Here is a 12589-nt window from a genome sequence, read left to right as displayed (position 1 = left end):
CTTGATCTGACACACTATCAAAGTCCATCGCCTGCTCCAGGCAATGGACCGTTCAGGAACGTATCAATTTCGCTGACCGTGCTGCGCGCTGTCCGTGTCACCCCAATCAAGGTAGCTGAAGCGGCGCCTGTCCACTCGCCGTAACCCACCAGCCACAACCTGGGCTCTCTGATTGAGTGAGTGCCATCGACATCAACGCGGCCTTCATCGTTGAGGACACCCAGCCGGTCCAGATGATCCAGAGCAGGCTTGAACCCTGTACACCAGATCACTGCGTCTACCTCTGATTCTGAACCATCTGCCCAGATAACACCTTTATGGGTAAATCGTTTGAAGGGCCTTACTGTCCCGAGGACGCCACGCTCGCGGGCCTCGACCACGGGGGGCACCATGACAATATCTCCCAATCCACCGACCGGCTGTTCGATCACTCGACCTTCCTGCTGAGCCTTCCAGCGTTCAGTTGCACGTTCGAAAAGCACCCGGCCATCAACCTCGTCGGCAAGGAAAACAGGCTCCTGTGGTGTCACCCAAACGGTGTCAGCCACTTTAGAAACCTCGGCCAGAATTTGCGCTCCGGAGTTTCCGCCGCCTACGACCAGTACGGTCTTGCCCGCAAAAGGTTGCGCCTCGACATACTGCGCCGAATGCCGTTGCTGACCCGAAAACCGGGACGCACCTGGATAGCTCGGTATGAAAGGGTTGCTCAATGTGCCAGTGGCACTCACGACGACTTTCGCATCCCAATACTGGTCACCTGCGTGCACGCGCAGCCCAGTTTCGCTGCGCTCTACTGCCGTGACTCGGATTGGGCGTTCCACTGGAAATTGGTAGCGCTGCTCGTACTGAGTCAGATAACTGATCACGTGGTCTCGCGTCGGATAACCATCCTCCACGGGAGGCATCATCCAGCCGGCAATGGAACTCCAGGTCGACGGCGAGAAAAGATGAAGCGAATTCCACCCATGATTCCAAGCGCCGCCAGGTGTTTTTTCAGCGTCGAGGATCAGAAATGAACGCTTGGTGCGGCGAAGAAAATAGCCGACTGCCAGTGCTGACTGACCGCCGCCGATGATCAAAACATCTACCGAATTGGAATGGTTGGACATGTTGATACAGGCCTGGGGTCATGAAATTTTTACAAATATATAGGGAGTGAAAAATCTCGTTTTGATCTTGATCAGTCCCCAGTCTGGACAATCAATCTTGACAGCGCTGCGCGTGCGCGGCACGCACGCAACATGACGGCTTTTGGTCGTGGATAAAGCGTTGATATCACAGGGGTCTCACAAATCTTTCACACGTGTTTGACCTCGCTGCGACTAATGCTTAAGTAGCGTACGAATCATGAGCAATTGGAGAGCATCATGAGCGACCCCATCAAACTGAAGTTTTCTGAAAAGTACGATCAGGAGCAGGTGTCGCAGTATTTTTTGAAACATCAGGATGGGCTTGCTCGCAGGCTGTTTCACCTGCGCAATGAGCACCTCGCGCGCAAGGCACTTTCCCTGGCCGGTGAGCCGGGACTGGTTCTTGATCTTCCGTGCGGAGCAGGGCGGTTCTGGCCTCTGTTGGCGGAAAAGCCTAATCGAGTCATTATCGGCGCGGATCACTCTGCGGACATGATCGAGACCGCCTGCAAGTCGCAGTCGACTGAGGTGGTCAAGCGAGTACGCGCCTTGCAAACGTCAGCGTTTGAGATCGACTTGCCCGACAATTCGGTAGACAGCATTTTCTGCATGCGTTTGCTGCACCATATAGGCGAACCGCAACTCCGGTTGACGATGCTCAAGGAGTTCCATCGGGCCACTCGGGAAACGCTAATCATTTCTTTGTGGGTGGACGGCAACTTCAAATCCTGGAAACGTAAACGTCAAGAGGCATGTCGGCGCGCAGGGGGGGATAAGGGCGATTATCAAAAGCGGTTCGTCATCCCAAGGGAAACTGCCGAGCGCGAGTTCAAAGAGGCGGGGTTTGGTATTCAGAAACGTCTCGACTTTATTCCCTTGTATGACATGTGGAGGGTCTACGTTCTACGCAAGGATTGATAGAGTCATCTAGACAACATCGAACTGCGGGCCAAAGCTCACAATTGCGGTGCATGAATGGTCGATTTGAAAAAAAGTTGTGGCCAATTGACATAAATTTCACTCAATCTGAGTTACATTTAGTGGCAATTAAATTATTGCACTCACTCGATAGTTATCGGAGATGTATATGACATCTGCAATTGGAAGTTCGACGAGTACACCAATCATTAGAACTGCTCCTGTGTCCGCTCAACAGGTCAAAACTGTTGCCATGGACAGTGACGGCGATCACGACGGTAGCAAAGCAGGCGAAGTAGAGATGCCTAAAGCAACCTCTGGCAGTGTGGGCACGAGAATCAATACCACGGCCTGATACCTGATTGACAGATTACGACTATCTGGCATATCAGTCGTTTAAGAAAGGGAGCCTAGGCTCCCTTTTTTGGCGCATGAATTATTAGACAACTGCACCGAATGAGGTGCCCACCAGCGCGGTAATAGCCATGGCAAGTGCCCCCCAAAAGGTCACTCGCCACGCGCCTATTGGAACGCTGGCGCCTCCGGCTTTCGCCGCTATACCGCCGAGCGTTGCCAGAAATAGAAGTGACATCCCTGATATCCACGGGATAACGCTTTGAGCGGGTGCAATAAACGTAACGATCAGTGGCAAGGCTGCGCCGACAAAAAAACTGGCCGCCGATGCCAATGCTGCCTGCAGTGGTTTTGCGCTGAGCGCGTCAGAAATCCCGAGCTCGTCGCGCGCGTGTGAACCCAGGGCGTCGTGTGCCATTAATTGCGTCGCCACTGTCCTGGCGAGATCAGGTTCAATACCACGAGCCATGTAAATGGACGCCAACTCAGAATGTTCAGCAAGCGGATCCTTTTCAAGCTCGGTTTGCTCGCGCACTAGATCCGCTCGCTCGGTATCGGCCTGAGAGTGCACAGAAACATATTCTCCAGCGGCCATGGACATGGCGCCTGCGACCAGTCCTGCAATACCGGTCACCAGTAAAGTACTGTGTGTGGCGTGGGCCGCGGCCACCCCGATTAAAAGACTGGCGGTCGACACAATACCGTCGTTGGCACCCAATACGGCCGCGCGAAGCCAACCAATTCGGTCACTTCTATGGGCCTCGGAATGTTTGCGCATGAACTTCATTTATGAATTACGCTCGCAGAGAAGGCGTCAATGCTGGAGATAACGTAGCGCATAAAGAGCGTGAAGGGGCTATGTTTTATTAGCGAGTTTCAAGGATCGTCTGAATACGCCCGGCAACAATGGATATTTCCCTGAATGCTTCCCCTTCGCGCAATACAAATAATGCGTCCATGCCCCGTGCTTGGGCCAGTTCAGGACCTGCCTCTTCGCCGAGTACCATCAGAGCAGTGGCCCATGCATCGGCGAGCATGCAACTTGATGCAACCACGGTCACTGCAGCTAGTTTATTGGTCAGTGGTGTTCCACGCGAAGGGTGCATGGTATGCGAGTACAGCTGTCCATCAACTTCGACCCAATGCCGATAGTCCCCGGAGGTAGCAATGGCCGCATCGCTGAGTTCCATGATGCCCATGACTTCACGAGTTCCCCGGCGGGGGCGTTCAATCGCAACCACCCAGGGCTGTCCATCAGGTTTGAGCCCGCGTGAGCGCATTTCGCCGTCAATACCCACCAGATAGTTTGTTATTCCCCAGCTGTCGAGGCAGCGTGCCAGTTCATCCACGGCAAAGCCTTTGGCAATGCCTGAGAGATCAAGCGTCGTCGCTGCACGTTTACGGGCCTGGCCACGAAGCGCATCTATTTCGAGTGCTTGCGTTGCAGGCAGTCGCACCCGGTGTTTTAGCGCGCTGATCTGTTGTGCAGTGGGTTGATGCTCGCCGGGACCAAAGCCCCAGGCATTCACCAGATCGCCCACTGCGATATCAAATGCACCGTTGGATTGTTGGCTGATACGTAAAGCTGTTGTCAGTACGGTGGTCAGCTCTTTGGGCAGGGCACACCATTCATTCTCGGGTGCAGCGTTTAGCAGGTTGAGGTCAGACTCCGGCTTCCACGTCGACATCTGCCTGTCCACGTTGTCGACAGCCTCGAACAGACCTTTGCCAATGGCAGTCTCGTCCACCTCTGGCTTGGCATAGAACAGCGCTGTGTAGCGCGTGCCCATGGTCTCTCCGCTGAGACTGTGTCGGTCGGCAGGGGAGGGCTGATAGTCAGTAGACATCTTCACGGTAGCGTCCTTGTGCCTTGAGTGTCAGCACGGTCAGGTTAAGCGGTGCCAGGACTTCATCGAGCGCGCGCATCACGCTTTTCGCCATTTCCCGACTGCCGCATACCAACACCTGAGCGCCTTTTTCAATCAAACGGCGCATCTGCAGGGCGTCGCCGATGATCCGGTCTTGTACATAGCTGCGGTCGTGTACCTGTGAAAAAGCCGCTTGCAACTTGGTGAGTCGCTGGTCCGCCAGGTAGCCATTGAGCTGTGGCTCATAGAGGAAGTCCGATGCCGGGTGGCGGCCACCCCAATATAGGTGCATCGGGTGTCTGGCGGTGTTGTTACGGATGAAGCCTGCTAAAGGACCGATACCGGTGCCGGCACCAATGAGAATCACCGGAGCGCTCCCGGAGGCAGGGCGGAAGTCTGGGTTGGGCTGTATGAATGCTTCAATTTGCGAGCCAATTGGTAAGTCATGGAGGAGGCTGGAACACACGCCGTCAGGATGCTTGCGCACGCAGATTTCCAGAATGCCATCGGTTGACCCACTGGCCAGTGAGTAGAACCGCGGCAGCACGCTTCCAGGCGGCAGAATCCCGACCAGATCACCTGCTTCGAAATGAGGCAGCCCATCCCCCTTGCGCAGGCGCGCCAGCCAACCCGGTGCGAGCAAGGGCGCTACGGCTTTGAAACGCAGGATGTGCGTGGGTGCCTTGACCTGTTCGCCGTACTCCACGCGTTCCACCAGGTGCAAGGTGCGGGTTTTCGGCTGAACGGGCGTGTGCACCAGCGTCAGATCATGGCCGATCAATTGGCCGACGGCATGCCCCCAACGTGTGAACTCCTGGCTTGATTGTCGATTGATGGTTTCAAGTTCAAGCAGTTGCTGCCAGCCGTGTGAAAGCATGGCGGCTTGCGTATCCTTGGCGAACTGACAAAAGCTCGGAAACTGCTTGTCGCCAAAGCCTAGTACGGCAAAGCCAAGGCCCGGTTTTACAGGTGCGTTCGCCAGTCGTTTGAAAAACTGTCTGGCGGAGGCTGGTGCGTCGCCGTCACCGGTAGTCGCTGTCAGAATAAACAGGCGCTCGGCACTGCGGTACTCAGTCGCCAGTTGGTTCATGGTAGCGGTATGTACACGGTGACCCGCTTGGCTCAAGGCCTCATGTAACGTTTTCGCAAATCCCCAGGTGCTGTTGTTTTCACTGCCCACCAAAATCACCGTGTCAGCGGACTGTGCGCCACTGTTGTGACTGATGTGTGGCATCGACTGACGGCGGCGCCACCAGAGCAGGGCGCCTGTGACGCTCATCAACGGCACGCTCAACGCGCAAATGCCAAGTAACAGGCCAAGCCACCAGAAGCCTTCGCCGGTATGCAACTGGTAGATGAATTCATAGGCATCACGGGCGTTGTCATGAGCCTGGTAAGACAGCAGCGCGCCACTGGCTTGATCAACAAAACCGTCGCCCTGGGCAGTGTGCAGCGAGAACACATCAGTCGGGTTGCCGGGACTGGGGTAGTTTAGCTCGCGCAGATCATTAAGGTCGGTCGCCAGCAGCGCAGGCAACGTCTCGACAGGTGCTGCCCGACCGCCACTCATGGTGCTCGGGAAAGCCGGCTCCTGCTGGGTTCCGTCAGGGATGAACTCGAACATCACCGCTGACATATACATACCCGTCAACGCGGATAGCAGCAGACCGAGGATCGCGAAACGCCCGACTTCAGCGTGCCAGCGTTGGCTGAAACTGCCCTGCAGCGGGCGCAGGATCTGTCTCCAGCCGCCCAGTCGTCTTGCCAGCAATGCAGCGCCGGAGGCTGACAGGATCAGTATCACCAAGGCTCCAATACCTGACATCGCATGGCCGGGCGTGCCCAGCAGCAATGACCTGTGCAAGTCTTTCACCCAGCGTGAGAAGGCTGACGGTGCATAGGGCGCAATGCCTTGTCCGGTCATGGGGTCGACAAGCTCGGCACCCGCCTGACCGTCCTGGTTGTAGTAAACGATGATCGAGCCAGAAGCGCTGCGCCGAATTTGTTCAACCGCTGGATAGGTATGCGCCACCCGGCCCGCCAACTCGGCAACGTTCAATTGGCCGACTGCGGGCACAGTTGCGTTCATTCGTTCTATGGCTGGATCAATTGACAGGATCGCGCCGCTGATGGCCAACACCATAACCAGCAGGGCAGCGATAAGGCCGGGCAGTGAATGAAACTGGCGAAGCATGTTCAGCCTCCAATAGGTGCCGAAGTCACATGTCGTAGGTAAAGGTTTCTACATAACCGTTGCCGGTTGCAGGCTTGCCCGCACCTTTAGTCGTCAGCGGTACGACAACGTCAGCGCGAACCTCGCGTTTGTTCTCGACAGCGCTGTCGATGCGGATCTGATAGCCCGCATCAATCAGGGTGTCAGCCAGTTCTACACTGACTTTCAGGGTGCGCCCGCTACCGACGCTGGCACCACTGACCCCGTCAAACTCACTGGACTTCAACCCGCTGCCGCGAGCCCAGTCAGGAAGGTGTTTGTAATACTTGGCTTTCCTTCCGGCGACCCAGAGGGTTTTCTGATAGTTGCCATTGGCATCGGTGACATAAAACGCCAGATAAGCATCGTTGCCGTTGTAGTTTTTTAACTGGGTGGTCAAGGTCACTTCGCGCGCCTGGGCTAACCCTGGCAGGGCGACGGCACCGGCGAGACACATTGCAGCAGCAATCTTTTTCATGGTGGGGTTTCCTGTTAGAGCGTTGTGGCGGAATACTGGCCTTGCTAGCTGAATGCAACCTGAAGGCGTGAAAAAAGTTGATCAGGTAGTTTTCAGCTGCGGGGCAAGGACGCTTGAGTGACTGAACATGATTTCTCTCCCGCTTGAGTCTCTGTGGCATACCCTAGCGGGAGTCCCTGACAGCAACCTGAATCGTGCTCGAAGCGGTACTTCAGGTTTTATTCAGGTGCAGCCGCTAACGTGCAGCGCTGGGAACGAACACAGAAGGGGTTGATATGCGGGTTTTGTTGGTTGAGGATGCGGTGGGGCTTGGGGACGCAGTGCGTGAGCAAATTGCCGATGACGGCCATGCGGTGGACTGGGTGCAACGGCTTGACCACGCCGAGGCGAGCGTACGCACGACAGCCTATGACCTGATTTTGCTGGATCTGATGCTCCCGGACGGGCGCGGGCTGGACTTTCTGCGCAAGCGGCGGTCGGCTGGCGATGTAACGCCCGTGATCATCCTCACGGCTCAAGACCAGATATCCGAGCGCATCGCCGGTTTGAATGCGGGGGCCGACGACTACCTGGTAAAACCCTTCGATCTGTTTGAATTGTCTGCCCGAGTCGCCGCCGTCGCACGGCGGTACAGTGGTAATCCCAATCCACAGCTGAAAGTGGGAGAGCTGGTCATCGACATGACTGCTCGCACCGTTCAGCGTGTCGGTACTATTGTGGATTTGACTGCTCGCGAATGGGCTCTGCTGGAAGCATTCGTTCAGCGCCCGAGTGCGCTGCTGTCGAAATCGCAGCTCGAAGAGCGTCTGTATGCGTTCGGTGCCGAGATCGAAAGCAACACTATCGAGGTGTACATCAGTCGTTTGCGCAAGAAATTGGGGCGCGATTTGATTGAAACCGTCCGTGGTATGGGTTACCGGTTGATGCCCCTATGAAGACTACTTTCAGTTTGCAAAAACGTCTGGGGCTTGGGCTGACGCTGGGGATGACATTGCTTTGGCTCGGGGGCACGGCGGGCGCTTGGCTGGTCGTACAACATGAGCTGAATGAGGCCTTCGACAGTGCTCTGGAAGAAACGGCTCAACGGATTTTGCCCTTGGCCGTACTCGAAATCAGTAATCGTGGCGAGTCTCGCGAGTCGAAACATATCGAGGGGCTGAGAGAGCATAAGGAATACCTCACCTATCTGGTGCGGGATGCCAGGGGCAATACGTTGTTGCAGTCTCACGATGCCGATCCGAGTGTATTCAATGCCCAGCCGATGGAGGGCTTTACCACTACCGGCAAGTACCGCCTGTATGCCGTCAGCGCCCTGCGCGAAGCAGTGTTTATCGAAGTCGCGGAGCCATTGGCGCATCGCCGCGAAGCTGCACAGGAAGCGTTACTCGCCTTGCTTTTGCCATTGCTGATACTCATCCCGATCAGCCTGTTGGGAACCTGGCTATTGGTTCACTTCAGTCTGCGCAGCGTCCTGGCTTACCGTCGCGCAATCGAGACCCGCGGGGTAGGCGATCTATCCCCCATTAAGGTGTCTCAATTGCCCGCAGAAATTGATCCGCTGGCCGAAGCGGTCAATCATCTGATGGAGCGGCTTCGTCGGGCGCTGGAGGCTGAGCGCAGCTTTACTGCCAATAGCGCCCATGAGCTACGCACCCCGTTGGCGGCGGCATTGGCGCAGATGCAGCGGTTACGCCGCGAGGCACCTGAAGGACCGTTGCAAGTGCGTGCGGCAAAGATTGAGGCGTCGCTTCATGAGTTGGCACGGCTCTCGGAAAAGCTCATGCAACTGGCCAAGGCCGAAGGGGGTGGGCTTCTATCGGAAGCCCCGCAAGACCTCATCCCGCTGCTGGCCCACGTGGTGGAAGAGTTGAGTGCTACTGCCGGACAGCGGATTCATTTAACCCTGCCTGCGGAGGGGGACGTGTTATCAACGATTGACCCGGATGCCTTTGCCATCCTTTTACGCAATCTGATCGAGAACGCGTTGAAGCATGGCGCGCCGGATCAGCCGGTAGAGGTGAGCTTGTCGAGTCAGGCGCTTCTAACAGTCGTGAATGCGGGCTCGACAGTGCCTGCGCAGGTTCTGGAGCGGCTCACCGAGCGCTTCGTGCGAGGTAACAGCGAGGCCAACGGCTCCGGTCTTGGGCTGGCAATCGCACAAACGATTGTTCGAGGCGTTGAGGCGACAATGAGCCTCGCATCCCCCGCAACAGACAAACAGGATGGCTTTGAAGTTAGGGTGCAGTTTGTGCTTGCGCGGCCATGAAGAAGTCTGACCTTACCGGGCGTTCTCTGATAACGTTAATAAAATAAAGAGGGGGCTTAAACGTTTCATTGGAGGCGGGTTTGATACTTAGTCGGGTGACAAGTTGCCACACTCGTATAACTTCCGTGAATAGCACTTGGTTCGCTGAATGCATATTGATTGCGGCGGCGAGACGGAATTGGATCCGATTATTGCGTCTTAATCATTGGCGTCAAAATGCAGTCGGCGGGGCATGTGTAATGATGATATGTGAAGTATGAAATAGGTATAACCCGGCGCAGTATAGTGATATCGTAAAGCCATCCCAAGGAACGCTGGCTACAATTATTTATACGCGCTAACCACGTGCTACACGCGTAAAAAGTTACGACTAAAGTGCTATTCAAGAACCGCTTCGGCGGCGGCGAGTATCAACAGCTCTGATGTGCTCAGTCGGGACCAATACACAGTGGAAGATGAGTGTTTTCTGTCGTAAATAATTTGAGGGTGCAACGTTTAAACGGGGTGCCCGCTCGAGCGCTGGCGTATGTCAATCAAGCACCTTTTTCGCATTAACTTAAGACGACTGATTCTCTTTCTGGCGTTTTTCAGTGCCATTCTCACGCTCACCAACAGTCTGTATGCAAGCTATTGTGTACAGCGCCAGTTGCTCATTGATAGCACGCTGGAATCCAACCGTGTGTATGCAGCCAAGCTGGCCAATAGCACCGAAGTGTTTCTTACTACCGTGACGCAGCAGTTGGCCTACAGCGCCGGGTTATTGAGTGAGCAGCTTGATAATCCGCAAGCGTTGCAAAGCGAGGCCACCCGGTTACGGCTACAAACCAATAGTTTCAACTCGATAGCGATTACGGATGCAGAGGGTTGGTTACGTGCGGTCTCGCCCGAAACATTGCCAATCAAAGGGCGAAGGCTGAACACACCCGGTGCTGTCGAGGCGTTGAGTAAGCGCCGTCCACTCATCAGCCAACCTTACATCTCCGTTGCGGGTAATCTGGTGGTGTTCATTTCTCATCCGATCATTGATCGTGAAGGTCATTACCTGGGTTACATCGGCGGTACAATTTATCTCAAACACAAGAGCATTTTGGACGATTTGCTGGGCGAGCAGTATTATCACGATGGCTCTTATATTTACGTGGTAGATCAGAACCAGCGACTGCTGTATCACCCTGATCAGATGCGGGTGGGTCAAGTGGTGCGTGACAACCCGGCTATTGAGGCCGTGATCCGTGGAGAAAGCGGGAAGCAACGCCTTATTAATAGTCAGGGCATTGACGTACTCGCCGGTTATGCGAACGTACCCTCAGCGCATTGGGGCATTGTGGCGCAACAGCAGACGGATACAACACTGACCGCACTTAATAATCTAATGTTGGATGTGCTTCTCAATACGCTGCCGCTCAGCGTGCTGGGCTTTCTCGTCATTTGGTGGCTCGCGCGCCTGATTTCCCGCCCCCTGTTGCAACTGGCCGACAGTGCCCAAGAGATGGAAACGCCCGGTGCGGCAGAGCGCATTGCGCGCGTGAAGTCGTGGTACTACGAATCGACACAACTCAAGCACGTGATGCTCGTCGGAATTCGGCTATTACATGCAAAGATCGGCAAACTTACTAGCGATGCACAAACAGACTCGCTCACCGGGCTGCATAACCGTCGCGTGCTTGATATTGCATTAGAGCGATTGGAGCGCGAACGTCGTCCTTTCGCGGTCGTGGCACTCGATATCGATCACTTCAAGCGAGTCAATGATAGTTATGGCCATGATGCAGGTGATGAAGTACTCAGGCGGTTGGGGGCGTTGATGCGTGTCAATACTCGAGAGGGTGATGTGCTCTGCCGAGTCGGTGGTGAGGAATTTCTTATTCTCTTGCCGGCTACTTCACCTGAGGTAGCTCACCGAGTGTCAGAGCGTCTGCGACAGCAAGTAGAAGATGCGCGGATGGACCCGGTTGGGCCTATCACTATCTCTCTGGGTGTTGCGCACTGGCCGCTAAGCTCTGGCAGCGTCGACGACGTTTTGAAGATGGCAGACAACATGCTTTACACGGCAAAACAAACGGGTCGTAATCGGGTCGTTTTAGCCGGTGCGCTGCATCCGCCGGAACAGGTCCCCGCTGCGCTATCAAACGCGTTATCTGCCGATCAGTGAGGGTCGAAGACGAGCCCGTGAGTTGTTTCAGGCAAGACCGGCAAGGCGGCGCAGGCGCTCCAGGCTGCGCGGCTCCTCGCCATTGATTTCTGCTGCGGCCAAACGCATAAGCACTTTCTCTCGACGAAATTGCGCTGGCGGCAGAACGTAGACTGCGCCAATAAGGTCCCGCAGAGCCATGGGCAGCCCCCAGTGAGCTTTAAGGCTGATAGCAAAGGGGTTGCTGAATTCGCGCATGGCTTGCGTCAGTGCGCTCTCGCTGAGGCTGTGCCCTTTGTGCTCCCAGGCTTGAGCCTGATAGATCACGCAGAGTTCTCCTATGCGGTGCAACAAGGCTGCGCACTGAAGCGGCGCGGGATCAACCCCGCATTCCCGCGCCAAGCGCGTGACTCGATTACTGAGAGCTTCTGCGTCGTTCAGATGAGCTTGGGCCAGCGTCTGCACCAAAGGACTGCTCTGCTCGTTAGCTTGACGCAATGCCAGACACAAGGCCATGTTGAGGCTGGTCGGTCCGCCTAGCCGCTGCAAAGCCTCGGGCAGGCTCATATAGGGGTGGCCAACGCCGATATAGGCGCTGCTATTGGATGCGGCGACCAGATGGGCGCTCAAGGCCGGGTCATACTGCCAGCTCTCTACAAGTTCGCGCAGATCCAGTTCTTCACCTTTGAGGATCAGCTGAAGTGTGTCTTTGACGTTGCTCAGCAGTGGTATATCCAGTTCCGCGGCGGACAGGCGACCAAGGAAGGCAATGAAGTCTTGCTCCGTTAGCGGTTCGAGTGAGCGTTCTGCACTGTCGGGTAACAGCTTTTTCAGGCGAGCCACCACACTCGGTACCTGGAAGGGCTTACTAATAAAGGTACTGATCCCCAGCGAGCGCGCAGACAGCACATTCTCACGATCGGCGCGGCCGGTAACCACAACCAGGGGGGCGGGGCGATTATTTTTTAGAAGGGTGTGAAGCAGGCGGACACCGGTCGAATCGGAGAGGTTCCAGTCTGCGAGTACTAATTGATAAGACGTTCGCTTGCACGCTTCGTCGGCAGCCAGTACCTCGTGAAAGATGTCTATTGCCGCGTCCGGGCAAAGACTCAAGACAATCTGCTTAAGCATGTCAGCGACCCAGGGGTCATCTTCCAGAATCATCACTTGCATGTTGCGTCCTTCGGGGTGGCGGTGCATGAAGGAATGACGACTGAAGAGATCATGATGTG

10 protein-coding genes are annotated in these 12589 nt (G+C 55.6%); 4 read left to right on the top strand and 6 right to left on the bottom strand.

Going from position 1 to position 12589, the window contains the following annotated elements; translation table 11 throughout:
- Positions 1-17: 17 nt before the first annotated feature.
- Positions 18-1109 (bottom strand): ArsO family NAD(P)H-dependent flavin-containing monooxygenase, encoded by a 1092-nt coding sequence (locus ACVBEG_RS12720; protein WP_323566336.1) that lies wholly within the window; start codon positions 1107-1109, stop codon positions 18-20.
- A gap of 258 nt (positions 1110-1367) precedes the next feature.
- On the opposite strand from ACVBEG_RS12720, the gene ACVBEG_RS12715 reads away from it, so the two are divergent.
- Positions 1368-2048, top strand: coding sequence for a class I SAM-dependent methyltransferase (locus tag ACVBEG_RS12715; RefSeq protein ID WP_447107787.1), 681 nt, complete (start codon positions 1368-1370; stop codon positions 2046-2048).
- A gap of 439 nt (positions 2049-2487) precedes the next feature.
- Here ACVBEG_RS12715 and ACVBEG_RS12710 read toward each other — a convergent pair whose 3' ends face one another.
- The 4 genes from ACVBEG_RS12710 to ACVBEG_RS12695 all read right to left on the bottom strand — a co-directional run bounded on the left by ACVBEG_RS12710 (position 2488) and on the right by ACVBEG_RS12695 (position 6960).
- Entirely contained in the window at positions 2488-3189 is a 702-nt protein-coding gene (locus ACVBEG_RS12710) for a VIT1/CCC1 transporter family protein (RefSeq protein ID WP_330201786.1), read from the bottom strand.
- Positions 3190-3268: 79 nt separating this feature from the next.
- Complete coding sequence (locus tag ACVBEG_RS12705; RefSeq protein WP_330201793.1) at positions 3269-4249, bottom strand: FAD:protein FMN transferase; 981 nt, start codon at positions 4247-4249, stop codon at positions 3269-3271.
- The gene (locus tag ACVBEG_RS12700; protein ID WP_322178931.1) at positions 4239-6464 is read right to left on the bottom strand and encodes a PepSY domain-containing protein; all 2226 of its coding nucleotides are present in this window, start codon (positions 6462-6464) and stop codon (positions 4239-4241) included. Before ACVBEG_RS12700 ends, ACVBEG_RS12705 begins: the two co-directional genes overlap by 11 nt.
- Before the next feature lie 25 nt (positions 6465-6489).
- Positions 6490-6960, bottom strand: a complete 471-nt coding sequence (locus ACVBEG_RS12695) for a DUF2271 domain-containing protein (RefSeq protein ID WP_322216654.1) — start codon at positions 6958-6960, stop codon at positions 6490-6492.
- A 275-nt stretch (positions 6961-7235) separates the two neighbouring features.
- On the opposite strand from ACVBEG_RS12695, the gene ACVBEG_RS12690 reads away from it, so the two are divergent.
- The 3 genes from ACVBEG_RS12690 to ACVBEG_RS12680 all read left to right on the top strand — a co-directional run bounded on the left by ACVBEG_RS12690 (position 7236) and on the right by ACVBEG_RS12680 (position 11378).
- Entirely contained in the window at positions 7236-7895 is a 660-nt protein-coding gene (locus ACVBEG_RS12690) for a response regulator transcription factor (RefSeq protein ID WP_322178933.1), read from the top strand.
- Positions 7892-9226 (top strand): ATP-binding protein, encoded by a 1335-nt coding sequence (locus tag ACVBEG_RS12685; protein WP_447107786.1) that lies wholly within the window; start codon positions 7892-7894, stop codon positions 9224-9226. Before ACVBEG_RS12690 ends, ACVBEG_RS12685 begins: the two co-directional genes overlap by 4 nt.
- A 526-nt stretch (positions 9227-9752) precedes the next feature.
- Positions 9753-11378: a sensor domain-containing diguanylate cyclase gene (locus ACVBEG_RS12680; protein WP_447107785.1), complete on the top strand. Its 1626-nt coding sequence runs from the start codon at positions 9753-9755 to the stop codon at positions 11376-11378.
- Between the two features lie 27 nt (positions 11379-11405).
- Here the strand turns inward: ACVBEG_RS12680 and ACVBEG_RS12675 are convergent, their stop codons facing one another.
- Positions 11406-12530 carry an HDOD domain-containing protein gene (locus ACVBEG_RS12675; RefSeq protein WP_447107784.1) on the bottom strand — a complete coding sequence of 375 codons (1125 nt, stop codon included), beginning with the start codon at positions 12528-12530 and terminating at the stop codon, positions 11406-11408.
- Between the last annotated feature and the right edge of the window lie 59 nt (positions 12531-12589).

Source organism: Pseudomonas sp. GG8, assembly GCF_052976945.1.
The sequence above is the reverse complement of the archived record's forward strand: the minus strand, read 5'-3'. Positions and strand labels throughout refer to the sequence as shown.